This window comes from Salinactinospora qingdaonensis (assembly GCF_039539445.1).
In the GTDB taxonomy this organism is placed as follows: Bacteria; Actinomycetota; Actinomycetes; order Streptosporangiales; family Streptosporangiaceae; genus Salinactinospora; species Salinactinospora qingdaonensis.
This window is the reverse complement of record NZ_BAABDD010000006.1, coordinates 55795-79681: the sequence shown is the minus strand read 5'-3', so window position 1 is coordinate 79681 and position 23887 is coordinate 55795. Positions and strand designations below refer to the sequence as shown.

At 69.1% G+C, this 23887-nt stretch carries 17 protein-coding genes; 4 read left to right on the top strand and 13 right to left on the bottom strand.

The window, feature by feature from the left end:
- The first annotated feature begins 1 nt into the window (after position 1).
- From ABD848_RS08320 to ABD848_RS08310, 3 genes are read left to right on the top strand one after another with little or no spacing between them, the layout of a single operon-like run.
- Positions 2-313: a hypothetical protein gene (locus ABD848_RS08320; protein ID WP_344969254.1), complete on the top strand. Its 312-nt coding sequence runs from the start codon at positions 2-4 to the stop codon at positions 311-313.
- 5 nt (positions 314-318) lie between these two features.
- On the top strand, positions 319-1245 hold the full coding sequence (locus ABD848_RS08315; protein ID WP_344969252.1) for an ABC transporter permease: 927 nt from the start codon (positions 319-321) through the stop codon (positions 1243-1245).
- Positions 1242-2186, top strand: coding sequence for an ABC transporter permease (locus ABD848_RS08310; RefSeq protein WP_344969250.1), 945 nt, complete (start codon positions 1242-1244; stop codon positions 2184-2186). Before ABD848_RS08315 ends, ABD848_RS08310 begins: the two co-directional genes overlap by 4 nt.
- A gap of 136 nt (positions 2187-2322) precedes the next feature.
- On the opposite strand, the gene ABD848_RS08305 is transcribed toward ABD848_RS08310, so the two are convergent.
- The 11 genes from ABD848_RS08305 to ABD848_RS08255 form a co-directional block, all read right to left on the bottom strand.
- Entirely contained in the window at positions 2323-2886 is a 564-nt protein-coding gene (locus ABD848_RS08305) for a ClpP family protease (protein ID WP_344969676.1), read from the bottom strand.
- A 423-nt stretch (positions 2887-3309) separates the two neighbouring features.
- A complete protein-coding gene (locus ABD848_RS08300; RefSeq protein WP_344969248.1) occupies positions 3310-4452 on the bottom strand; it encodes an acyl-CoA dehydrogenase family protein in 1143 nt (380 codons plus the stop codon).
- A 184-nt stretch (positions 4453-4636) separates the two neighbouring features.
- Positions 4637-4873, bottom strand: a complete 237-nt coding sequence (locus tag ABD848_RS08295) for an acyl carrier protein (protein WP_344969246.1) — start codon at positions 4871-4873, stop codon at positions 4637-4639.
- 15 nt (positions 4874-4888) lie between these two features.
- A complete protein-coding gene (locus ABD848_RS08290; RefSeq protein ID WP_344969244.1) occupies positions 4889-5896 on the bottom strand; it encodes a beta-ketoacyl-ACP synthase III in 1008 nt (335 codons plus the stop codon).
- A 258-nt stretch (positions 5897-6154) separates the two neighbouring features.
- On the bottom strand, positions 6155-7003 hold the full coding sequence (locus ABD848_RS08285) for a Rossmann-like domain-containing protein (RefSeq protein WP_344969242.1): 849 nt from the start codon (positions 7001-7003) through the stop codon (positions 6155-6157).
- A 340-nt stretch (positions 7004-7343) separates the two neighbouring features.
- A complete protein-coding gene (locus ABD848_RS08280) occupies positions 7344-7790 on the bottom strand; it encodes a nuclear transport factor 2 family protein (protein ID WP_344969239.1) in 447 nt (148 codons plus the stop codon).
- A gap of 16 nt (positions 7791-7806) precedes the next feature.
- Positions 7807-9036, bottom strand: a complete 1230-nt coding sequence (locus tag ABD848_RS08275; protein WP_344969236.1) for a cytochrome P450 family protein — start codon at positions 9034-9036, stop codon at positions 7807-7809.
- Positions 9023-9940, bottom strand: a complete 918-nt coding sequence (locus ABD848_RS08270) for an SDR family NAD(P)-dependent oxidoreductase (RefSeq protein WP_344969233.1) — start codon at positions 9938-9940, stop codon at positions 9023-9025. The genes ABD848_RS08275 and ABD848_RS08270 overlap by 14 nt, the downstream gene beginning before the upstream one ends.
- Positions 9940-11286 (bottom strand): condensation domain-containing protein, encoded by a 1347-nt coding sequence (locus ABD848_RS08265; RefSeq protein WP_344969231.1) that lies wholly within the window; start codon positions 11284-11286, stop codon positions 9940-9942. The genes ABD848_RS08270 and ABD848_RS08265 overlap by 1 nt, the downstream gene beginning before the upstream one ends.
- The gene (locus ABD848_RS08260; RefSeq protein ID WP_344969229.1) at positions 11283-12452 is read right to left on the bottom strand and encodes an FAD-dependent monooxygenase; all 1170 of its coding nucleotides are present in this window, start codon (positions 12450-12452) and stop codon (positions 11283-11285) included. The genes ABD848_RS08265 and ABD848_RS08260 overlap by 4 nt, the downstream gene beginning before the upstream one ends.
- Positions 12449-19612 (bottom strand): amino acid adenylation domain-containing protein, encoded by a 7164-nt coding sequence (locus ABD848_RS08255; RefSeq protein ID WP_344969227.1) that lies wholly within the window; start codon positions 19610-19612, stop codon positions 12449-12451. Before ABD848_RS08255 ends, ABD848_RS08260 begins: the two co-directional genes overlap by 4 nt.
- Positions 19613-20477: 865 nt before the next feature.
- Here ABD848_RS08255 and ABD848_RS08250 point away from each other — a divergent pair.
- A complete protein-coding gene (locus tag ABD848_RS08250; RefSeq protein ID WP_344969225.1) occupies positions 20478-20765 on the top strand; it encodes an Rdx family protein in 288 nt (95 codons plus the stop codon).
- A gap of 428 nt (positions 20766-21193) precedes the next feature.
- Here the strand turns inward: ABD848_RS08250 and ABD848_RS08245 are convergent, their stop codons facing one another.
- Together ABD848_RS08245 and ABD848_RS08240 are read right to left on the bottom strand one after the other, a co-directional pair.
- Positions 21194-22819: a serine/threonine-protein kinase gene (locus ABD848_RS08245; protein ID WP_344969222.1), complete on the bottom strand. Its 1626-nt coding sequence runs from the start codon at positions 22817-22819 to the stop codon at positions 21194-21196.
- Between the two features lie 607 nt (positions 22820-23426).
- Positions 23427-23846, bottom strand: coding sequence for a hypothetical protein (locus tag ABD848_RS08240; protein ID WP_344969220.1), 420 nt, complete (start codon positions 23844-23846; stop codon positions 23427-23429).
- Positions 23847-23887 lie beyond the last annotated feature (41 nt).

Sequence of the window (23887 nt, the reverse complement as noted above, 5' to 3'; positions counted from 1 at the left end):
CATGCCCGGTTTCGCCAACGACAACCCGGTGTACCTCACCCGGCCCCAGCACATGGACGCGCTGTTCGCCATCACCATGGAGCTGGCCTCGGAGCTGTGGGTGATGCGCGACCGGCTCAGTGTCATCGAGCGCCTGCTCGACGAGCGCGGCACCCTCACCCGAGACGACATCGACACCGCCCAACCCGAGGGCGAGCACGCCCAGCGCCTCGCCGAGGAGCGGGAACGCTTCCTCACCCGCATCTTCGAGGCCGCCTCCCGCGCCGGCGGCGAGGACTCCCACGAGACCGCGTCCCCCGAGAGCCGGCGGTAGCTGGTATGGCCCTCTACCTGCTCCGTCGCTTCGCCCTCATCGCCTTCGTCGCGGTGGGCGTGGCCACCCTGCTGTTCGCGCTGGCCCGCCTCTCCGGCGACCCGGCCACGCTGATGTCCCCGGCCGACGCCAGCCCCGAAGTGATCGAGGCGACCCGGGAACGCTTGGGCCTGGACCGGCCGCTGCTCGTGCAGTACGTCTCCACGCTGGCCGCCAGCTTCACCCTGGACTTCGGCCAGTCGTTCATGTTCGACGTGCCTTCGGCGCAGTTGGTGTTCGAACGGCTCGGCCCCAGCCTGTGGATCGTGCTGCCCGCCCTGGGAATCACGCTGCTGTTGGCGCTGGCCATCGGCACCGCCGCCGCGCTGCGCCCCACCCGGCTGTCGGGGCGTTCCCTGATGGTGGTCACGTTCATCTTCGACGGCATCCCCTACTTCTGGCTCGCCCTCGTGCTGGTGCTGGTGCTGTCGATCAACCTGAACCTGCTGCCGGCCACCGGCAACGCCGGCTTCGCCTCGCTGGTCATCCCGTGGATCGTGCTGAGCCTGTACGGTCTGGCGACGTTGAGCCGGCTGGTGCGCGGCCAACTCCTCGACGCCTTCACCGACGGTCACGTCATCACCGCCCGCTCCAAAGGCGTCAGCCCCGCCCGGGTGCTGCTGGCCCACGCCCTGCCCACCGCACTCCCGCCGGTCCTGGCGTGGTTGGGGGTGCAGTTCTCCCTGATGTTCAGCGCGCTGCTCATCCTCGAACCGCTGCTCGACTACAGGGGGCTGGGCGGGCTGCTGGTCGAGAGTGTGACCAACCGTGACTTCCCCGTGGTCCAGGCCAGCGTCTTCAGCCTCGCGGTGCTGATCACGGTGATGAACATCCTCATGGACGCCAGCGTCCGGCTCATCGATCCACGGCTACGAGCGAAGGCGGCACGGTGAACGCGACGACAACGACCACGACCCCCGCGGCGCCACAGCAGCACCGCACCCCCCGCAGCAGGTCCCAGGGATGGGAGATCGCGGCCCGGGTGTGGGCCGCCCCGTTGGGCAAGGTCGCGGTGCTGCTGATCACCGCGCTGGTGCTCATCGCCTGCTTCGCCGACCTGCTGGTGCCCCGCGACCCCGTCGAGCAGGTGCTGCGCGAGGTCAACCAGCCGCCGTCGTGGCTGGGCGGCGAGGGCGGCCACCTGCTCGGCACCGACCCGCTGGGCCGCGACGTCCTCAGCCGCATCCTGGTGGGGCTACGGTTGAGCCTGCTCATCGGCTTTTTCACCTCCACCGCGACCGCGGCCATCGGCCTGACCCTGGGGCTGCTGGCCGGCTACTACGAGCGTTTCCTCGGCGGCGCCCTCATGCGGCTGGCCGACATCCAGTTCGCGGTGCCCTTCGCCGCGGTGGGGATCGCGCTGGCCGCCTTCATGGGCCCCGGCGTCGTCAAGCTGATGCTGGTCCTGGCGTTTTGGGGGTGGGCGAACTACGCGCGCACTATCGTCTCGTCGGTGCAGCAGACCAAACGCATGGACTTCGTCACCGCCGCCCGCACCAGCGGCGCCTCACCGCTGCGGGTGATGCTGCGCCACATCGCCCCCAACATCCTCGGGCCGGTGATCATCCTGTGGTCCACCGGCGTGGGCACGCTGGTGCTGGTGGAAAGCTCGTTGAGTCTGCTGGGGCTGGGCGTGCAGCCGCCGGGCTTCTCACTGGGCAGCATGCTCGCCGACTCGCAGCAGACCCTGCGGCTGGCGTGGTGGGCCGCGGTGTTCCCCGGTGTGGCGATCACCCTCGTCGTCATCGCCTTCAGCCTGCTCGGCGACACGCTGCGCGACGCCTTCAACCCCGCGCTGCGCGCCAACGGCGACCACGACCCCGAACTGACCTGAGCCGGCGGCGGCCACACCGCCCCGGCGCACTCGCCGTCGACTCCGACCGGCGAACGCGCCGGGCCACCGCAGGCGTGTCACAGCGCGTCCACACGTGGGTGGGCACCGCTCGTGGGGTGGCCGCCGTCGTGGCCGCTCAGGCCGAGCCGGCCGCGGCGACGTCGGCGGTGGTGTCGAGCACCTCGTCGATGAAGCCGTACTCCTTGGCCTCGGCGGCGGTGAACCAGTAGTCGCGGTCGCCGTCCTTCTCGATCTGCTCCGGGGTCTGGCCGGTGTGCATCGCGATCCGGTTGATCAGGGTTTCCTTGGTGTGGCGCATCTGATCGGCCATGATGCGGATGTCGGTGGCGCTGCCGCCCACACCGCCGTGAGGTTGGTGCATGACGATGCGGGTGTGGGGCAGGGCGTAGCGCTTGCCCGGTGCGCCCGCGCACAGCAGGAACTGGCCCATCGACGCGGCGAACCCGATACCCACGGTGCGCACGTCGTTGGGCACGTACTGCATCACGTCGTAGATGCCCATACCGGCGAACACCGAGCCGCCGGGGGAGTTGATGTAGAGGGTGATGTCGCTGTGGCGGTCCTCGGCCGACAGCAGCAGCAACTGCCCCACGATGCGGTTGGCGATCTCGTCGTTGACCTCCTGGCCGAGGAACACGATGCGCTGGCTCAGCAGTTGCTGGGTCGTCTGGTCGCCCATCAACCCCGTTCCCGGGTCACCGGCCATGCGAATGTCACTCGGATCGGGGTTGTGCAGAGCATTCGGCATTTCCAACACCTGTCTGTGAATCGAAGCGATTGCGACGATTGCGACGTTAGACCGCCGCCCCCGTGATTTTCAGCCGTGTTCACTGTCGGCGCACGCCCGGTAGGTGGCGACCAGGCTTTTTCCGCACTCAGCGAACGGAGGCCGGTCAGTGGATGTCTTTTTGGTCGAACAGAGAACTCCCCATGCCGTAACATTATCCCGCTGCTCTCCCGGTTTCGTCCGCAAAACCCCCACGCGCCCGGTACGGGAGGCCACCGGGAGTCGAAGATGTTCTCTCGTTGAAGGGGACAACCAGGTGGTAATCGGACTGTTTTGCGCGTGTCGACGTGGCGCGTGATCTTTTCCTCGGTAGCCTCAGGAGCGTTTCGCGGGTGGCATCACGTGCCGGGCGTAGAGCAGTTCCCGTACCACTTCGTCGCCGCCTTCCACCAGCGACACGAATCGCATGTCGCGCACGAGTCGACCGATCGCCACTTCGTCGGTGTAGCCCAGCCCGCCGAAGACCTCCGATCCGGTGCCGGCGATCTGCCAGCCGGTCTGACCGCAGTACACTTTCGCCACCAACGCCGACTTCAACGCGCCCCGCCGGGCGAATCCGGCCGCCGGGTCCGCGCCGGCCATGATCGCGTCGTAGTCGCGGGCGGCGGCCCGACACTGCGAGCGCATGACCTCGATACCGACCTCCATCTGCGCGAGTTTGTCGGCGAAGATCGGATTCTTGGCCAGTGTCGTTCCTTTGAGCGGCTTGTTCTTGGCATACCCCATGCACAGATCACGAACTCGCCGCGCTATCCCCACCGCGGTGGCCGCGATGAGAATACGGCTGGGGTTGAGGCCAATTTCCAACAGCCGTAACCCGTGCCCTGCCAGGACATTTTCGGCTGTTACGCGGCAGTCGGTGAGCGAGACCTGGTAAACCGGTGAGGTGGCCAGCCCGAGTGTGTTCCAGCGTTTCTCGATACGAACTCCCGGAGCGGTTCGCGGCACTACCACAGCCACGTAGGGCTGTTCCATTCCCGCTGTTGCCCGGGCGAACACGATCCAGAAATCGGCCGCGTCGGCGTTGGTGGAGAACAGTTTCGTCCCGTTGAGTACCACGGTGTCGCCGTCGCGCGCCGCGGTGGTGTCCATCCGGTCGAGTTCGCTGCCGGCCTCACGCTCGCTGCCCAGGACGGCGCAGTAGCCGCCTGTGGTGGCCAGCGGCTTCAGCCATTCCCGCTGGAGTCGCTGGCCACCGTAGAGTTCCAGCAAGCTGGTGCCCACGATCGACACGAAGGAGGAGAAGGCCAGCCCCGCGTCGCCGTAGGCGAGCGCGGCGGCGATGTCGACCCCCTCCACCAGCGGTAGGCCCAACCCGCCGGTGGACTCGGGCAGCCACCAGTTCGCCACCCCACTCTCCCGGAACCGCGCGTGCACCCCCGTGTCGGGCTCGGCGTCGCGCTCCAAGATCTCGGTGCGCACGAACTCGCGGGCCACCTGGAGAGCCTGCGGTGCCATGAGCGCTCCTCTCGGTCAGGTCCTGTTTTCCGAACGGCTGGGGGTGAGGTCGTGGGGGTGTTCTTCGTTGGCTCGTGCCTCGATCGCTTCGCGATCTCGGCAGCCTGCGAAGGCGACGGCGGAGACGCTCACCCGCTTCTCGCACCGCCCCTTGTCCTCGCCGCCCCTTCCGAAGAACAGAGCCCTAGGGGGTGACCGAGCGCACCGCGGTGAGCAGATCGCCCACGGTCTCGGCGAACTCCAATTCGTCGTCGACGGCGAAGGTGTCGAACTCCTGACTCAGTTGCGACGCCAACTCCACCTGCACCAGCGAGTCGAACCCCAGATCCTCCAGCGCGGTTTCCGGGGTGAGGTCGTCGACGGGCACCTCGCTGCGCTCGCTGATCAACACCAGCAGCCGGTTTTCGATGTCACGTGCCATGACAGCCTTTCCGTTCTAGATCGAGACGTCGGTCAGGTTGGGCCACTCCAGCGCGGCCGTGCCCCAGGTCAACCCCGCGCCGAAACCGGTGAGAACGACGCGGTCGCCGGGGCGGATACGCCGCTGTTGCACGCCGTGGGCCATCGCGAGCGGGATGGAGGCGGCGACCGTGTTGCCGACCTGGTCGATGTTGACGACTGTGCGTTCGGGCTCGATCCCGAGTCGGTTGGCCACCTCGGTGAGGATGCGGGCGTTGGCCTGGTGGGGGACGAGGTGGTCGACCTTGCCGGCCTCCCAGCCCACCTCGGCCAGTAGCCGGGTCACGGACTCGGTCATCCGCAGCACGGCGTTGCTGAAGACCGGCTTGCCCCGCATCTGGAAGTAGTTGTCGGCCCGGCCTTCGGCGCGCTGGGTTGGGGTGACGGCCGGCACCAGCAGCAGGTCGACCTTGCTGCCGTCACTGCCGAGATCGAAGTCCAGCAGAGCCCCCGGCTCGTCGGGGGCTCCGCGGCGCACGACCACGGCCCCGGCGCCGTCACCGATGAGCGCCCTGGTCGAGCGGTCGGTGGGGTCCAGCGTGGTCGAGAAGGTGTCCGAGCCGATCAGCAAGACGCTGTCGAACAGCCCGGAACGGATCAGGCTGGTCGTGGTCGCCAGCGCGTAGAGGAACCCGCTGCACGCCGCCGATACGTCGAAGGCCGCGATGGTGCCCAGTCCCAGCCGTTGGGCTACCTGCGGCGCGGTGGCCGGGCACGTCTGGTCCGGGGTGGTGGTGGCCACGACCAGCGCCTGCACCGTGTCCACCCCGGCCGAGGCGAGCGCTCGGCCGCCCGCCTCGACCGCCAGGTCGCCGGTACGCTCGCCGTCGCCGGCGATGTGGCGCTGCCGAATGCCGGTGCGGGTCCGAATCCATTCATCCGAGGTGTCCACGACGTGGGCCAGCATGTCGTTGGTGAGTACGTAGCTGGGCAGGTAGGTGCCCAGCCCTGCCAGCACGGCGCCGCGCTGTGTGGAGTCTCCCATGGTTTCCCGCCTTCCGGCTCGCTGCGATCGGCTAGGTTCTGTTTTTTGAAAAGGGCGGCCAGGGGCGACGGTGGGCGCACGCGGGCAAGCGCGCCCCACCAGGCTTGCAGGATGTGGCGCACCACGCCCGGTAGGCGCACACGGGCGAGCGCGCCCGCTGTCGCCCACGCGGGCTGCCGAGATCGCGAAGCGATCGAGGCACGAGCGGACGACGAACACCGCCGCAGCCCCACCCCCAGCCGTTCGAAAAACAACGACCTAGCGCAGGGCCCGCGTGGCTAGATCCTCACGCCGGTAGACCTCCAGCGTGGAGGGCCCTTGGAACAGGTACTGGGGCTGCGGTTCGGAGATGACGGCGTCGATGCCGAAGGTGCGGCAGTACTCTTCGGCGAAGTGGCAGCCGGTGACCGCGAACAGCACCAGCTTGGTGCCGTTGTCATGGGCCGCCGCCACCAGCTCGTCGAGGGTGTCGCTGGCCAGGGTCTCGCTGCACACCAGCGCGACGTCGGCCTCGGCCACCACTTGGGGGCTCTGCCGGCCCGACACCACCGGCACGTCGAGGATGCCGTGCTTGATCAGCTCCGGGTCGAAGTCGCTGGCGGTGACGTCGACCCCCTCCTGCTTGAGGTGGTGGATGAAGTTACCGATCACGCCGACGTTGGCCACCCGGTTCCCGCCGTGGCGGCGTAGCAGCCGCATCGCCTCGGCGACGACGATCCGAGAGCGGGCCAGCGGCTTGGCCACGGTCCCGCCGTTGACGGTGTAGGTCTCGTGGGGCGAGCGCGGCAGCGCGCCGAAAACCGCGTCCAGCAGCGCGATGTTCTCCTCCCGGCACGAGCCCCTCACCTCACGGGCGTCCTGCCCGATGAGCTGGTCACTCCACTCGCCGAGTTGGATCGAGTCGAAGTCGGCGTAGCTGCATCCCTGCCGTACGGTCTGGGCCATCACGAAGCTGTAGACCATGAAACGCTCGTAGGGAGTGGGCTGGGAGCGGTGGTCGACCCGCCACATGCTGCGCAGGATGAAATCCTCGTCGGGAACTCCCTGGCTGCGTTCGTGGGCGATGGAGCGCAACGTTTCCAGGATGGGGTTCACAGGCATCCTCATCTGTGAGAGGGGACTCCGGCGCCCCTGGGTGGGCTCGCCGGACGGACTGGCGGTAGAAGAGCCGCCCGGCCGCGGTGCCGGGATGGCGGGATGGGGATCGGAGGTTGAGGGGGCTAGGTTGTTGTTTTTCGAACGGCTGGGGGTGGGGCTGCGGCGGTGTTCGTCGTCCGCTCGTGCCTCGATCGCTTCGCGATCTCGGCAGCCCGCGTGGGCGACAGCGGGCGCGCTCGCCCGTGTGCGCCTACCGGGCGTGGTGCGCCACATCCTGCAAGCCTGGTGGGGCGCGCTTGCCCGCGTGCGCCCACCGTCGCCCCTGGCCGCCCTTTTCAAAAAACAGAACCTAGCTCTGCACGATTTGGGCGGCGGCCTCCGCGCCACCCAGGGCTTGCAGGTGCAGCAGCGGGTTCCAGAAGTCGCGGTAGTGCACGATCTCGGTGTCGTCGCTCCACAGCACCGAGATGTACTCCTGGACGAAGGGGCGCCCGGAGGAGAGCGCGGTGCCGTTGCCGTGGAACTCGGCGATCGCCAGGTAGGGGTCGGCGGTCTCGCGGAAGACGATTCCGGAGAACGTCACGCTCAGGTGTTCGGGGAACTTACTCATGTGCGCCCACAGCGCGTCACGGCCCTCGAACCGCTTGGGCCAGCCTTCCGGGGCGTAGGGAAACTCCAGGACCCCGTCGGGCCGGAACAGGTCGACCCAGCCGCGGGCGTCCCCGTTTTCCAGCAGTTCCAGGCTGCGCACCAGAATCCGTTGGGCGGGGGTTTGGGGGGTACTGCCGGTGGCCATAGCGTCTCGTCCTTTCTTAGGCGCGGTCAGGTGCGGACAGTGCCGGCGTGCCCAGCGACACGGGCAGGCTGATCAGGGCACGCAGGAAGGTGATGGGCAGCCATTGCAGCTCCTCGACGGGCACCCCCAACGTCAGGTCGGGGAACCGTCGCAGCAGTTGCCCTAGCGCGATGCGCGCCTCCAGGCGGGCCAGCGGGGCGCCCAGGCAGTAGTGCACCCCGTGGCCATAACCGATGTGGCCCTCGGGCTTGCGGGTGAGGTCGAACCGGTCGGGCTCGTCGAACCGGTCAGGGTCGTGGTTGGCGGCGAAGTTGGACACCAGCACGTACTCGCCGGCGGGGATGGTTACCTCGTCCAACTCCACCTCGGCCGCGGTGAACCGCAGCATGGACGCGCACACCGGGCTGTCGTAGCGCACCAGTTCCTCCAGCGCGCCGGGCAGCAGCTCCGGGTCGTCGCGTACCGCGGCGAGCTGGTCGGGGTGGCGCAGCAGGGTGACCGCGGCGTTGCCGATCATGTTCATCGTCGTCTCGAAGCCGGCCATCAGCAGCAGGTGCACCATGGCGACCAGCTCGCTGTCGGTGAGCTTCTCGCCCGCGTCGCCGGCCTCGATGAGCGCGGTGAGCAGGTCGTCGGCTGGTTGGCGACGTTTGGCCGCGATCAGGGAACGCAGGTAGGCGGCTTGCTCCTGGGCCAGCTCTTCGGCCTGCTCGGGAGGCAGCAGTTCGGCCTGGCGCTCCCAGGAGGAGCGGATGTGGCCGCGCTCGGCCTCGGGGACGCCGATCAGTTCACAGATGACCGCGATCGTCAGCGGCACCGAGAAGTCGCCCATCAAATCGGCGTGGCCCTTCGCGGCCATGTGGTCCAGCAGCTCCTCGGTGAGCTGTTCGATACGCGGCCGGCAGCGTTCGACCTGGCGCCGCGTGAAGGCCCGCCCCACCAGCGACCGCAGCCGGGTGTGGTCGGGCGGGTCGGCGTTGAGCATGTGCCCGGTCAGGGCCGCGCCGATGGCGGGCCGGTGCACGCCGGTCTTTCGGGTGAACAGTTCGGCCGCGCCTTCGGCGTCGCGGCGCACGTCGGGGTGGGCCAGCACCGTCTTGGCGTCACGGTAGCGGGTCACCACCCACACCGGGTGGTCGGGCGCCTGGTAGGGCGGGCCGGGCGGCTGCTGGACCTGGACACCGTCGTAGACGGGGTGCAGGGGGGAGATCAGCTCCTCGCCCAGCCGCAGCTCAGTGTCTGACATGGTCGTTGTCCTCGCTGGTGGGGTCGGGCGTGACGATCTTGCGCAAGGAGGCGTCGATCGCGGTGTCGGGCAGCAGCCGCGCCAGCACGCTGCCCTGCCGGGCGTCGGCGCCCACGCGGTAGCGGGTCTTGGGCCGGGCGGCGGTGACCGCCGCCCGCACGGCCTTGGCCACGTCGGCGGGCTGGGTCTTACTCGTGCGCGCGCCCTCCTCGTTGGTCCGCAGGAACCGCACGAACGTCTGGCGGTACAGGTTGGCCACGTCTGAGGGCGCGCCGGCCAGCGCGGCCAGCCCGTCGGCCGAGATCTTGTCCCAGATGGGGGTCATGATCGCGCCGGGGCTGACCACCGACACGGCCACCCCCATCGGGGCCAGCTCGCGCCGCAGCGCGTCACTCATGCCCTCCTTGGCGAACTGCGCCGTCGAATAGGGCCCCATGTAGGGCAGCGCCACGGTGCCCAGCCCCGAGGTCACGTTCACCACCCGCCCGCGTGCGCGCCGCAGCAGCGGCAGGAACGAGCGGAGCACCGCGACCTGGCCGATGACGTTGGTTTCCAGTTGGTGGCGCAGCATGTCGGAGGAGACGCACTCCAGCGGAGCGGAGATGCACACGCCGGCGTTGTTGATCAGCGCCCACAGGCCGTCGCCGGCCACGCGGGACTCGACCTGTTCGGCCGCGGCCCGGATCGACTCCTCGTCGGTGACGTCGATGAGCAGGTATTCCACCCGGCCGGAAGGGGAGTCGTCGACCAGCCGCTTGCCGTCTTCGGGGTTGCGGACACCGGCGAACACGGTGAAGCCCAGCGCGGCCAGGTGCAGCGCACACTCCCGGCCCAGGCCGGTGGAGGCTCCCGTGATCACCACGGTTTTGCCGTCAGGGGGCAGTGGTGCGGATTTGCGAAACATCACGTACTTTCCGGCTCGACGGTGGGGTGGACATGCTCGGCGGTGGCCGAGAGCAGGGTGGCCAGGCAGTCGTCGGCCAGGTGGCGGGCGCGGGCGTCGGGGATGGCCTCGGCGATGTAGGTGAAGTTCCAAAACAGCCGGCCGTGGCTGGTATTGATGGTGGCCACGAAGTAGCCGTTGACGGAGATGCCGGTGAGGAACTGCGCGTCGGAGAGCTGCCAGTCGCCGATGGTGTCGGGGAAGTCGTAGCGGCCGATGTTGGAGGCGCACAGGTTGATCGGGCCGTTCTTCTCCATGAACTCCAGGAACGGCCGCGCCTGGTCCAGCGACTCCGGGCACTGGCTCGACACCATGTTGACCAGGCAGAAGTGGTCCTCGTCGGTTTTGCGGCGGCTCAGGTCGGCGTTGACCGCGCGGGCGGCCTCCCACAGATCCGCCGTGCAGGAGATCACCGAGGGCACCGTGGCCACGTAGGTACCGACCTCGTGGCCGGCCACCGGCGGCACCAGGCCGTCGCGGAAGTCGATGGGCGAACCGATCGCGACGTGGGTGTGAGCCTGGTCGGCGTCACGGGCGGCGGCCTGCACCATCGCCGCGGTCAGCGCGCCGTGCACGGTGGTGTTCTCGCGCTGGCAGGCCCGCAGCACCGCGTCGAGCTGCGCACCCGTCAGCTCCCGGTGCACCAGTTTGGTGCGGCGCTGCTCCAACGGGAGCTGCACGGTCGGCTCGATCCGGCCGGGCTGGTACTGCGTCATCGTGGCCTCGTCGCGGGCGGTCTGCTCGGCGAGCCGGTCGGCCCCCTCGGTGCCGCGGTGGCGCTCGGGCAGCATGGCGTCGGGAGGCGGCAGCGCCCGCTCGGCGCCCGGCCGCGGTGGCGCGGTGACGGCGGTCGCGGCCAGCTCCAGCCACTGCCGGGCCAGCGTCAGCACCGTGGTGCCGTCGGCGATGATGTGGGGCACGATCACGAGCAGGTCGTGGACCTCGCCCGGAGCGCTGACGATGGTCGCGCGCATCATCGGGCCGGTGCGCCAGTCGACCCGCTCGGCGAGCTCGTGTTCGTTGACCTCGTCGACCCACTGTCCGTCTGCGGCGCCGGTGACGTGGCGCAGCGGGATGGGGCGTCCCTGGGCCGGCACCCAGCGCGGCGACGTGCCGTCGTCGGCCTGCTCGATCGCGGTGCGCAGCAGCGGGTGGCGCGCTTGCAGCGCGTCCAGGCCCCGCCGCATCGCCTCCGGTGACAGCGCGCCGTGCACCCGCACGCGCGCTATCACGTTCAGCGGCGAGAACTGGTCGCACAGCCAGTACCAGCGCTCCACCCCGGAGAGGGGGCGGTCAATCTCGGTCATGCGGGCACTCCTTGGAACGTCAACGCGGCCTGGTTCTGTTCGCGGAAGGTCCGTTCGGGGGCGAACTGGAAGTACAGCCGGCGCCCCAGCGTCCACAGCGGGTGCTGGAGCTGTTCGATGCGGCTCAGCCCCCGCGACGCCTCGACGATGGCGCGGGCGCGTTCGCGCCGGTGGTCCTCGTAGGCGCGCAGCCCGCCGGCCACGTCGTCGGTCGAGGCCAGGCATTGGGCCAGCACCACGCCGTCCTCGATCGCGATGGCCGCGCCCTGGCCGAGGCTGGAGACCATGGGGTGGGCGGCGTCACCTAGCAGCGTCACCGGCCCCTCGCCCCACCGCTCCAGAAAGGGACGGTCCTCCTCGGGGACGCTGTGGATCGTCTCGGCGGGGGTGGCTTCGATGGTCTGGCGCACCTCCGGTGCCCAACCGGCGAACAGCCGCGCTATGGCCTCCTTGCCGCCCTGCCACACTCGGGCCTGGGCGGCGGGCATGTTCTTGGTGGCCCACCAGTAGACGTAGCCGCCGCCGATGTCGACGAGTCCGAACCGCTGGCCACGCCCCCAGTAGTGCGCCGCGTAGCCGTCGGTGACCTTGGGGTGGCGAAACTGCGGGGTCGCGCGCCAGCAGATGTAGCCGGCGTCGTTGGGCTGCTCGGCGCCCACCAGCCCGCGCCGGATCGCCGAGTTGAACCCGTCGGCGCCGATCACCACGTCCCCGTAGACCTGCCGGCCGTCCTGGAAGTCCACGCGCACCTCGTCACCGACCCGGGTGAACCCGGTGGCGGTGGCCCCCACCTCGACCTTGCAGCCGTCGGCCTGTTCCAGCAGCGCCTGTTGCAGGTCGGCCCGGTGGATGGCCAGGTTGGGCTGGCCTACCTCGGCCGCGATCTCGCCGAAGTGCATGGTGCGGATGGGGCGTCCCGTGCGGGTCAGGAACCGCAGCGAGTCGAACACGACCGCGCGCCCCTCGAAGTCGGGTTTGATCCCGATCGTGTCCAGCGCCGTCAAAGCGTTGCTCATCAGCGACAGCGCGGTGCCGGCCGGGCGCAGCCCGCTGGCCCGTTCGTAGACCTCCACTTCGTAGCCGGCGCGGGCCAGCCCGGCGGCGGCGGTCAGGCCACCGATGCCGGCGCCGATCACGAGGGCTTTCTTCGTTCGGTTCGTGGTCATGCGCGCGTCCAATCGTGCTGGTGGGGACCGTGCACAAGGTCAGCGATGTGTTTGGCCACCACGGTGATGTGGGGCTCGTCCATCAACTCCAGGTGGTCGCCGGGGACGTTGATCACGTCCAGTCGGCCGCTCGTCCAGTCCCGCCAGCCGTTGGCCGGGTCCTGGTACAACGTTCCGGCTGCGTCGTGCATCGGCGTGAGCGAGTCGGGCAGCGCCCCTTCGGCGCGCAGCAGCACCATGTCGTGGGCCTCGACGTCGGGGCGGTAGTCGATGAGTGCCTGCCAGTTGGCCTTGAACAGCGTGAACAGCCGCCGCACCGCCCGTTGCGACGTTCCCCACGGCAGCACGCCCGCGCGCATCGCCCGCTCGGTGATGAACTCGAATTTCTCGGTGAGCGTGGCCCCGGCCAGCCCCGACAGTCCCTCGGCCGGGGTGCGGCTGTGCTCGAACCACACCAGCTCCCAGAAGAAGAACTCCAGCAGCGTGTCGTCGGAGATCCTCACGGGGTGGCCGCGTCGGGTGGTGATCGAGTCGAGCACGATCAGCCGATCGACGCTGTCGGGGTCGGCCGCGCGCAGTTGCCGCGCCATCTCGAAGGCCACGAAACCGCCGAAGGACCAGCCGCCGAGCACGTAGGGGCCGTGGGGCTGGACCCGCCGGATCGCCTCGACGTAGCTGGCGGCGATGTCGCGCATGCTCGTCAGCGGTTCGCTGCCCGGTTCGCTGCCGGCCGCCTGTAGCGCATACACCGGCAGCTCCGGCGGCAGGTGCCGGGCCAGTTTCAGGTAGCACAGCACGTGCCCACCCAGCGGGTGCACCAGGAACAGCGGCGGCCGCTCGCCGGTGGCGCGGAGCGTCACCAGCGGGTCGAACTCGGCGACGGCCGCGCCCGCCCGCAGCCACTCGGCGAGCCCGGCCACGGTGGGGGTCTGGATGAACCTGGCCAGCGGGATGTTCACCCCGTAGCGCTTCTCCACCGTCACGACCAGCCGCATCGCGGTCAGTGACGTGCCGCCCACCTCGAAGAAGTCGTCGTGTACCCCCAGGTCGTTCGCCCCGAGCAGCTCCCCGAGCAGCTCCACCAACGCCTCCTCGTAGGTGTCGCGCGGCGGGGTCCGTTCGGCCGGTGCCCGCTCGGTCGGGGGGATGGCCCGCAGCGCCGCGTCGTCGCGCTTGCCGCTGGGGGTCAGCGGTAGCGCCGCCAGCCACACGAAGTGGGCGGGCACCATGGGGGCGGGCAGTTTCGCCCGCAGTTGGTTGGCCAGCTCGTCCAGGTCGACCGCCTCGGGGTCGCCGACCAGGAACGCCGTCAGGAAAGCGTCGACACCGTCGCGCCGGTGCGCCACCACCGCCGCCTCTCGCACGCCGGCCGCCGCGTCGGTCTGGCGCAGGATCGCCAACTCCACCTCGGCCGGCTCGATCCGGAAACCCCGCACCTTCACCTGGTCGTCGGCCCGGCCCAGCCACACGACCGCACCGTTGGGCAGCACTCGGCCCACGTCGCCGGTGCGGTACAGTCGCCCCTCTGGCCGTAGCGGGTGCGGCGGGAACCGCTCCTGGGTCAGCTCGGGCCGGTCGAGATAGCCGCGGGCCAGACAGTCGCCGCCGAGGTAGATCTCGCCGCTCACCCCCACTGGCACCGGCCGCATCGCCGCGTCCAGGACGTGGATCTCCACCCCGTCCAGCGGGGTGCCGATCGGCGGCAGGTTGGGGAAGCGGGCCGGGTCCTCGGGCATGGTGAACGCGGCGACCTGGTGGGTCTCGGTGGGTCCGTACTGGTTCTCCAGCAGCACCCCCGGCAGGGCCGCGCACAGCCGCCGCACCTCCTCGCTGGCGCGCAGTTGCTCCCCCGAGGAGATGATCACCCGCAGCCCGCTGGGCCGAATCCCCAGCGCGTCGGAGGCCTCGGCCAGCCGTTGCAGCGCCACGAACGGCAGCAGCACCCGCTCCACCCGGTAGTGGTCGAGCAGCCGCAGCAGCGCGGTGGAGTCCAGCCGGTCCTCCTCAGACACCAGCCGCAGCATCCCGCCGCCGCTGAGCGTCGCGAAGATCTCCTGGAAGCTCATGTCGAAACTCAACGGCGCGAACTGGAGTGTCTGCGCCCCCGGCACCCCGCTGGGCACCCGCAGTTGCCACTGCACGTAGTTGGCCCACATCCGGTGCGGCAGCTCCACGCCCTTGGGACGGCCACTCGACCCGGAGGTGAACAGCACGCACGCGATGTCGTCCAGCGCGACCGTGGGCAGTTCCACCTCCGGCGCCTCGGCGGTGACTGTGGCCGCGTGCAGCGTGATCGCGGGCTCACCCACCAGGTGGTCGTGGTGGGGGTGGGTGATCACCCGGAACGGGCGGGCGTCGGCGACGATCACCGCCAGCCGCTCCTTGGGGTAACTCACGTCCAGCGGCACGCACGTCAGCCCCGCGCGCAGGATGCCCAGCACGGTGGCGACCATCTCGGGGGAGCGGTCCAGCGCGACCCCGATGCGCGCGCCCGGCTGCGCCCCGGCTCCCAGCAGGTTCGCCGCCACCGCCCGCGAGACCCGATCCAGCTCCCCGTAGCTCCACCGCTGTTGCCCCAGCGCCACCGCGGGGGCCTCAGGGGTGGCCGTCATCTGGTTTTCGATGCGGGTGAGCACGCCGACCAGCGGCTCGGGGCGGGGTACGACACCGCGCTCGGGCGCCAGGAAGCCGAAGTCCACCGCTTCCTCGGGCCGTTGGGCCAGGCGGCGCAACACCTGCACGTAGGTGTGGCCCACCAGCTCGGCCTGGGTGGGGCTGAGAGTGACCCCGTCGGTGTCGACCCGCACGTACCAGTCGCCGCCACCGGGGTCGACGATGAGGTTGACGAACAGGTCGAAGTTGGTCTCCTCCCACACCCCCACGTCCAGCAGCCGCACCCCCGAAAGCCGGTGCAGCGACTCCAGCAGGTGCAGGTTCACGTGGTTGAACGCGGTGCGCAGCGTGACGCCGGTGCTCTCCTGGATCGCGCTGAGCGGGTGGTGGCGGTGCGCGTGGCCCTCGCGTTCGCGCTGGGCCACCGCCTGCACCACGTCCAGCCATCTGCGCGGGCCGGACACGTTCACCCGCAGCGGCACCGTGTTCAAAAACAGCCCCGTCAGTTGCTCGGCCTCGCCGGTCTCGGGCCGGCCGTGGGTCACCAGGCCCGTGGTCACGTCGTCGGAGCCGGCGAACAGGTACAGCGTGAGGACGTGGGCCGCCAGCAGCAGCGACTTCACCGGCAGCGCCCTCTGCCGCGCCGTCGCCTCGACCAGCTCGACCAGTTCGGCGGGCACGTCGACACGGTGGGAGGTGGGGGTGGCCTCCACCGGCGGCTCGTGGGGCCGTATCCCCTCCAGCCTGGTCGCCTCCGCGCCGGCCAGCAGCTCGCGCCAGTACTCGCGGTCCTCCGGCGAGGCCAGCGACCGCCGCTCCTGGCGCACGTGGCCCGCGCCGGTGGGCAGCGCCGCCGTTGGAGCGGGCTCGACCTCGGCGCCGGTCTCGTGCAGATAGCCCCACACCAGCTCCAGCACCAGGGTGGCCGCGCTCCAGCCGTCCAGGATCGCGTGGTGGAAGCTGAACACCAGATCCACCGAGGACGGCCGCAGGTGCACCCGGAACAGGTACAGCGGCGCCCGCTCGAACACATAGTGGTGGAACCGCCGCTGCTCCACGTGCTCGCGCACCCGCTCCTCGGCCGCCTCAGGCGTCGACGAGCGCAGGTCGACAACCTCCAGCCCGCCCGTGACCTCGTGGTGTACGACCTGTAGCGGCTCGGAATAGCCCGCCAGGTCGATCGAGGAGCGCAGCACCGGATGGCGCCGCACCAGCGTGGCGAAGGCCCGCCGTAGCGCCGCCTCGTCCCACTGCGGCGCCAACGCCAACGTGTAGCGGAACACGTCGTGGTACAGCGAGGACTCGTGGGGCTGGTCGCTGTGGTACAGCAGCCCCAGGCTCAGCCGCGGCACCGGGTAGGCGTCGACCGCCCACGCCAGCCGCGGCCGGTCCACGTCGGACACCAGCTCGAAGGGGCGGGGCGTCGCATCGACTGCAAAAGCGCGCACCCGCACCCGTTGCGCCAGCGCTGCCACGGTCGGGGCGGCCATCAGGTCGGCCAGCGTGAAACTCAAACCGCGCTCGGCCGCGAGCGCGCGCAGCCGCAGCATCAGGATCGAGTCGCCGCCCAGCGCGAAATAGTCGTCGTGGGCGCTCACCGATTCCACCCCCAGCACCTGCGCCCACACCGCCGCCAGCCCCTCCTCGACCGCGCCGTGCGGGGCCCGGCCCGCCTCGCCGCCCACGCGAGGCTCGGGCAGCGCGCGCCGGTCGGTTTTGCCGTTGGGGGTCAGCGGGATCGCGGCAACAGCCACGAAGTAGGCCGGGACCATGAAGTCCGGCAACCGGGCGGCCAACTCGTCGCGGAGCAGCACCGGGTCGAGCTCGGCCTCGGCCACGTAGTAGCCGACCAGGTGGGTGCCGCGGTCGGCGTCGACGCGGTCGACCACGACCGCGTCCCGCACCCCGGGTACCGCGGCCAGGTGGTTGCTCACCTCGCCCGGCTCCACCCGGTTGCCGCGGATCTTCACCTGCTCGTCGAGCCGCCCCAGGTACTCCAGGTCGCCGTCGGCCAGCCAGCGGGCGAGGTCACCGGTGCGGTAGAGCCGGCCGCCGGGCTCGACGGGGGTGGCGACGAACCGCTGCGCGGTCAGCTCCGGCCGGTTCAGGTAGCCGCGCGCCACGCCGACCCCGCCCACGCACAGTTCCCCGGGCGCGCCCACCGGCTGCGGCTCGCTGTGGCGGCCCAGCACATAGACCTGGGTGTTGTCGATGGGGCGCCCGATCGGCACCCGGTCCAGGGGCGCATCCGGGCAGTCGAACGCGGTGACGTCGACGGTGGCCTCGGTGGGGCCGTACAGGTTGGCCAGTTGCACCGCGCCGCCGAACACGCGGCGGAACCGCGCCACCTGCGACGGCGACAGCGCCTCGCCGCTGCACACCACGAGCCGCAGCGACGCGGCGTCGCGGCGCGCATGTGGGTCGCTTTCCAGCAGCTCCACGAACGGACCGAGCATCGAGGGCACGAAGTGCGCCACGGTTACCCGGTGCCGCGCGATCGCCGCCAGCAACTCCCGCGGGTCCCGTTCGGCGCCGGGCGGCGGCACCGCCAGGCACGCGCCGGTGAACGTCCACCACAGCAGCTCCCACACCGACACGTCGAACGAGATCGGGGTTTTTTGCAGTAGCACGTCACCCGGACCGATCGGGTAGCGGCGCTGCATCCACCACAGTCGGTTGACCACCGAGCGGTGCTCCACCATGACCCCCTTGGGGGTGCCGGTGGAGCCCGACGTGTAGATCACGTAGGCCAGGTTTTCGGCGGTGGCCGCGGAGCCGGTCGGCCCGTCGGCCGGTTCGGCGACGGCCGGCGGCGCGCCGACGTGGCGGGTGGCCGCTGTGGTACACGCCCGCGCCACCTCGGCCGTGCTGTCGTCGACGAGCACTACCGTGGCGCCGCTGTCGGTGAGCAGCAGGTGGATGCGTTCGTGCGGCTGGCGGGGGTCGATCGGCACGTAAGCGGCACCGGCGCGCAGCACCCCCAGGATGGCGGCCGGCAGGTGCGGGCCGCGTTCCAGCAGCACGGCGACTCGGTCCTCGGGGGCCACGCCGTCGGCGCGCAGCGCGCGGGCGACCCGCTCGGCACGCTTGTCGAGTTCGGCGAAGGTCAGCTCCTCGCCGGCGGTCACGATCGCGGACGCCTGCGGGGTGCGCGCCACCTGATCGGCCAGCAGGTCGGGCAGGGTGGCTTCGGTGGGGAAGTCGGCGTCGGTCGCGGTTTTGGCGCGGGTGAGGTCGGCGTGCTCTGCCGCCGAGAGCATGGGTAGCTCGTCCAGTGGTGTCTCAGGGGCGTGCAGTGCGCCGCGCAGCAGCGTCTCGATGTGGCGCGCCGCCGCCTCGATGGGGAAATCAGCGTCGAACACGTCGTCGCCGTACTCGACGTTGACGAGCACGTCAGCCTCGTTGTCGAGTTCGTAGACCCAGATCGCCAGCGCGTCCTGGTCGTGGGCGTGGGTTTGGGCGACCGTCTCGTAGGAGACGCCGGGCAGTTCGGGGGCGGTGGGCCAGCGCAGGTAGGAGATGGTGGTGTCGAAGGGCTGCTGGGTGCGCTGGCCGCTGTCGCGTAACGCGCGCACCACTTCGCCCAGTGGGGCCCGCTGGTGGCGCAGCAGGGTGCGGGTGGCGTCGCGGAGCTGGGCGAGCAGGTCGGTCACTGACTGTCCCGCGGCGGTGTTGACGCGCAGCGGCAGCGTGTTCGCGAACTCCCCGACGGTCTGCTTGGTCTCCTTCCCGGCTCGGTTGAGCAGCGGGATTCCCAGCACGACTTCGTCGGTGCGGTGGATGCGGGACAGGTAGAGCGCGACGGCGGCGGAGAAGAGGGTGAAGGGCGACTCGCCGCGTTTTTTGCTTTCGGTGATCAGGGAGCGTTCCAGTGTGAAGGCGTGCCGCCGGGTGCGGCGCGCACCGCTGGGAAAGCGGCGCGGGAACAGTGCCGGTTCGACGCCGGCCAGGGCGTCGCGGAAGAACGCCAGATCTTCCTCGTGGCGGTGGGAGGCGCGGTAGCGGGCGTCTTCCTCGACTTGACGCACAAACGACGGCGCCGTGAGCTGTGCTGGTTTCCCCGTTCGCACCGTGTGGGCGTAGTCGGCTCGGACCTGGGACATGAAGAGGTGTAATCCCCAGGCGTCGGAGACGATGTGGTGCGACTTCATATAGGCGTAGTGGACAGAATCGCTTTCTTTGATGATGGCGAGGTCGAATGGGTGATCCGTGGTGAGGTCATAGGGCGTTTGAAAGGATTGCCGCATCCATTCGCTCACGGCCGTCGCCGGGTCGTCTTCCCGGGAAAAGTCGATCACGGTGACGTCGGTCGCGTCGCGTTCGATCCACTGGTGGGCGATTCCGGCCGTCTCCCCGAACCGCAGTCGGGCGGCCTCATTGCGTTGAGCTGCTCTGCTGAGGCATTCGGCGAGTACTTTTACGTCGACCTGTCCGACGAATCTGTCGTAGATGAAGATGTTGAACTGCGGCAGTTCGGGAAACTGTGAGTTCGCTGCCCAAATGTCCTGCTGGTACGATGTGAGCTGGTTCTGGACAGAAACGGTCACAAGCCACCTCGGCTAATTTCTTGCTTGCCCTCGGGTGTGGTCGTGTGGCACAGGTCGACAGTTTTATCGGCGACGAACTTGATAGCAGCCGGGTCCCTGGAAGCTCACTCACAAGGGTTTTCGATCGTTGGGGGGGATTCCCGCTCTCGCTGGTTATAGCCACCAAGAGCAGGTTTTATTACTTACAGTGATGATCGGGTGACTGTTGAAGATTTGATCACTATGGATTTTTGATCATCAAGCCCTGTCTGGGGGGGCGAATTCCGTTAACCAACTGGTATAAGCGTAGATTCGTTTCGCGTCAAGAGGTAAATGAAGATCCTCTTTGTCGATGAATGATCATTTTCCTCTGGTTGTCGGTTGAGCTGCATATATTGCTTATTCTGCTGGTCAAAGGGTTGATTGGGGTGGCTTGAGCATGATCAAAATATTCCCTCTTGACTGGTTGAAGGGAAGATGCTCTCATCAATGCCGTAGCTGCCGTGGCATTCCGAGTATGCAGTCTGGTTTTTCCTGGTAGTGGATTTTTTCCCTGGTTGGCAACATGAGGGGGAGTTGCTCGCACGATTTGTTCCGTCGGTCTTATCGCGTGCATGAGCCGGAGCGTCGGTAATGCACTACTAAGCGTGGGGGAGCTGAATACCAGGAAGCGTGTCATCGACCTGGAAATGATCATTCTGAGGTCTGATGTTTAGGAGGGGCGGCATCCCTCATTTCGCCGCTTGCCCCGCAATCGCGGCCATCGGCGGCCGTCACGCCCGGCCGCGCCCGCACCGGGTAACGGCCGACGTGGCCTCGCCCACCCTCGGCCTTTCCGCCCGCGCCGGCTGTTTCTAGGGAAAGGGTTGCCGGTCATACTGGGGGTGTGACGGCGCGAACACCTCGGATCGAGATCGAGTACTGCACGCAGTGTCGCTGGCTGCTGCGCGCCGCGTGGCTGGCCCAAGAGCTGCTGACGACGTTCCGCGACGACCTGGGCGAGGTCGCCCTCGTGCCCGGCACCGGCGGGATCTTCGAGGTACGCCTCGACGACGAGACCCTCTGGTCACGCAAGGAGCGCGGCGCCTTCCCCGAACTGCCCGAGATGAAGCGCATGGTCCGCGACCAGATCGCCCCCGACCGCTCCCTGGGCCACACCGACCGCCACAAGTAAGCCCCACGCGCCCTCGGGGTCGTACCTTCCCGCGCCACGAGCGCCCCGCCTTCCAGAACCGACATTTGTGCCTTCACCTGGGGGTGCTATGCGGGGTTTGTCGCTTTTCGCGTTGCCATGATCATCGCGCGTGTCGCTGCTCAGCAACACTGGTGACCGAGAAGCACTGCGCTACGACACTCGTGGTGATCATGGCACTCCCCGGCTCCAGCTCCACCCCGCGGCGGCCAGCCGCGCCCACCCCAAGCCAACCGAACCCACCCGGCCTCGCCGCCTCACGCCACCCACCCCACACCCCCGGCCCACCAGCCACCTTCTGGGCTGCCGAGATCGCGAAGCGATCGAGGTACGAGCGGCCGAAGAACACTCCCACACACCCCAGCCGTTCGACGAATACCACGTAGCCCCCGTAGGGGGAGGGCGGGAGATCAGGACTTCTCCACGCCCTCCAGGAGTTCGCGCACACCCAACGTCGAGGGGTGGTCGGGGCCGCGCAGCCGCTCCAGGTCGGCCAAGAGCGGCCGTAGTGTCTCCTCTGCGAGTTCGCGCTGGCCCGCCCCCAACTGCAACAGCCCGATCTGGCGGCGCAGCTCCAGCGGCCGGGCATGGTCGGCGCCGTAGATGCGCTGCTCGTCGGTGAGCAGCCGGTGCAGGATGTCCAGCGCCCGAGCGGTGTCGCCGATGAGCGCGTGGCACGTCGCGTGCCGCAGCCGGTACCACAGCACCAGCTCGTCGTCGGGGCCGTCGCGTTTGGCCACGTCGAGCGCGAGCGCCTCGTAGGCCGGTGCGGCGCCGACATAGTCCCCGCCGTCGAACAGCACCCTGGCCCACTCCGCGCGCAGACTCACCACATCGGGGTCCACCACGCCGAAGGCCCGCTCGGCGGCCGTGACAGCGGACTCCAGCACCTCGGCGGCCTGACCGTACTCCGAGTCGGCGAGCAGTTCGGAGGCCGTGCCGCGCGCCCGTTCCAGGTCGGCGCGGCTCATGTCCTGCCGTTGGGTGGTGGCGGCGGCCTCCTCACGCGGCGTGGGCACCGGCGGGGCGGGAGGCGGGGTCGTGTCGTCGAACACCCGTTGCAGCACCGTCGCGTACATCCGCACCGGACTGGGGGCGTCCGGCGAAGCCAGCGCGCCGGGTAGCGGCCCCAGGCCGGTCACCACCGGCAGTAGCCGCTGGTACACCTCCTCGGCGTCGGCGGGGCGCCGCTCGGCCTTCTTTGCCAGCAGTTCCAGCAGCAGCCACTCCAGTTCGGGGGGCACGTCGGGGCGCTCCCGGCTCACCGGCGGCGGCTCCTGCGACACCTGCTTGTTCATCGTGCTGTAGGCGGTGGAGCCGGTGAACAGTTGGTGCCCGGTCAACATCTGGTACAGCGTGCAGCCCAAGGCGTACAGGTCGCTGCGCGGCGTGCTCACCGCGGTACTCACCTGCTCCGGCGCCATGTAGGACGGTGTGCCGATCAGTTGCCCCGACCCGGTGATCTGGGAGAACTCAGGCAGGTCCAGGGCGACGGCGAGCCCGAAGTCCAAGACCTTCACCGTCCCGTCGGGCTCCAGCATCAGGTTGGCGGGTTTGAGGTCGCGGTGGACCAGCGACGCCTCGTGGGCCACACTCAGCACCGCGCACACCTGCGCGGCGATGGCGGCGGCCCACCCCACGGGCAGGGCTCCCCGCTCGGCGAGCAGCCCCGACACGCTGACGCCGTTGATGCGCTCCATGACGAGGAACGGCCGCTCCTCGTGGGCGCCCACGTCGAACACCGCCGGCACGCCCGGATGTTGCAGCCGCGCCGTGACGCGCGCCTCGCGCATGAACCGGCGCACCAGCCGTTCGTCGTAGATACCTTCGGGAAAGCGTAGGAATTTGATGGCCACATCGCGGTCCAGACTGGTGTCGTGGCCTTCCCACACTTCACCCATGCCGCCGCGCGCCAATGGCGCGGGTCGCAGTTCGTAGCGTTCGTTGAGTATCGTCTTCGTTTGTTCGGTGGGTTTTGTTGTTTTTGCTAGTGGTCCGGGCTTTCTGGGCTGGTTGGCTCTGTTGTCACGTGTCATAGGGTGACTCCCTGGTCACCATGGCGCCGTCGCGCAACCCGGCCCCGGCCGCGCCGTACCGGCTCCTCGCCTAAGGCGAGGTCGACGGCGAGGAATGGCGGCGAACAGCCGGTTCCTATCTCGCGCTACGAACCCCGCCCAATGTCGGGACACCCCACGTCGGCGTGGGTCAGAGGGGCTTGTTTTCGACTACCTGTAGGAAGAAGTGCCATTCGGGGGAGTACGGAAGAGGGGGTTGACGGTCGCTGTTCTCGCTGTCGGACATGCCGATCCTGTGGCCTGCGGGGACCTCCGCGTGGCCACTCTTCTTATGAGAATAACTCGCCGTGTCTCACTTGCGGGCGCCGCCGACTTTTTCGTTATCACGTTATTGTCATTGGCGGCTTGGAAAACCTCTTGGGTTGGGGTGGCGACCGTCGGTGACGGCGTCGCGCGGCGAACCGACCCCCAGGGTCAGTGACATGAAATAGGTGGAGAGCCCCGGCTGTTCGCCGTGGGCTCTCCACCTTGCACACGGATTCAGGTCCGCTGGCGCTTTTCGGCTCATCGAGGTGTCACGGCGCGCGGTCGCAGGAGGGGGAGCGGAGACCGCGCGCCGTGGGCCGGGCTACGGCAGGTTGACCCACCGATGTGAGGAGATGCTGTCGTTCATGTGCTGGTTTGTGCCGTCGTAGGTGAAGTTCCGCAGGTTGCTGATGCCGACACCGTTGTAGATCCCACGCCCGGGACTGTTGTAGCCCGCGTGTTTGTAAACCCACACATCGTCGAGGTGGCCGGGGAAACCGTTGTTGAGCACCGAGGAGACCTTGTCGTTGCAGTGGCCCCAGTGGCGGGCATTGCCCTCCCACCTGTGGCACAGCGTGTTGTAGCCGGCGTGGGTGTAGGCGTAGAAGTATCCGTCGGCTTGGAGGGCGACGCGGCTTTCCCCGGCCGCCTCAGCGGCGGCACTGTGGGCGCCACCGGCGAGAGTGGAAACCATTACCGCGGCGCCGAGAGCGGCGGCCGAAAACGTACGTAGGCGACTCATGTTCTCTCCATTCGTGCGGGGTGCGTGTAGTAAGGAATCGT

What these genes read in the sequence shown, in the direction of transcription:
- ABD848_RS08280 (WP_344969239.1), bottom strand. Translation starts at nt 7,790, where the DNA reads ATGGCCACCGGCAGTACCCCCCAAACCCCCGCCCAACGGATTCTGGTG.
- ABD848_RS08270 (WP_344969233.1), bottom strand. Translation starts at nt 9,940, where the DNA reads ATGTTTCGCAAATCCGCACCACTGCCCCCTGACGGCAAAACCGTGGTG.
- ABD848_RS08290 (WP_344969244.1), bottom strand. Translation starts at nt 5,896, where the DNA reads ATGGGAGACTCCACACAGCGCGGCGCCGTGCTGGCAGGGCTGGGCACC.
- ABD848_RS08260 (WP_344969229.1), bottom strand. Translation starts at nt 12,452, where the DNA reads ATGACCACGAACCGAACGAAGAAAGCCCTCGTGATCGGCGCCGGCATC.
- ABD848_RS08240 (WP_344969220.1), bottom strand. Translation starts at nt 23,846, where the DNA reads ATGAGTCGCCTACGTACGTTTTCGGCCGCCGCTCTCGGCGCCGCGGTA.
- ABD848_RS08305 (WP_344969676.1), bottom strand. Translation starts at nt 2,886, where the DNA reads ATGGGCGACCAGACGACCCAGCAACTGCTGAGCCAGCGCATCGTGTTC.
- ABD848_RS08315 (WP_344969252.1), top strand. Translation starts at nt 319, where the DNA reads ATGGCCCTCTACCTGCTCCGTCGCTTCGCCCTCATCGCCTTCGTCGCG.
- ABD848_RS08265 (WP_344969231.1), bottom strand. Translation starts at nt 11,286, where the DNA reads ATGACCGAGATTGACCGCCCCCTCTCCGGGGTGGAGCGCTGGTACTGG.
- ABD848_RS08320 (WP_344969254.1), top strand. Translation starts at nt 2, where the DNA reads ATGCCCGGTTTCGCCAACGACAACCCGGTGTACCTCACCCGGCCCCAG.
- ABD848_RS08295 (WP_344969246.1), bottom strand. Translation starts at nt 4,873, where the DNA reads ATGGCACGTGACATCGAAAACCGGCTGCTGGTGTTGATCAGCGAGCGC.
- ABD848_RS08285 (WP_344969242.1), bottom strand. Translation starts at nt 7,003, where the DNA reads ATGAGGATGCCTGTGAACCCCATCCTGGAAACGTTGCGCTCCATCGCC.
- ABD848_RS08300 (WP_344969248.1), bottom strand. Translation starts at nt 4,452, where the DNA reads ATGGCACCGCAGGCTCTCCAGGTGGCCCGCGAGTTCGTGCGCACCGAG.
- ABD848_RS08275 (WP_344969236.1), bottom strand. Translation starts at nt 9,036, where the DNA reads ATGTCAGACACTGAGCTGCGGCTGGGCGAGGAGCTGATCTCCCCCCTG.
- ABD848_RS08245 (WP_344969222.1), bottom strand. Translation starts at nt 22,819, where the DNA reads ATGACACGTGACAACAGAGCCAACCAGCCCAGAAAGCCCGGACCACTA.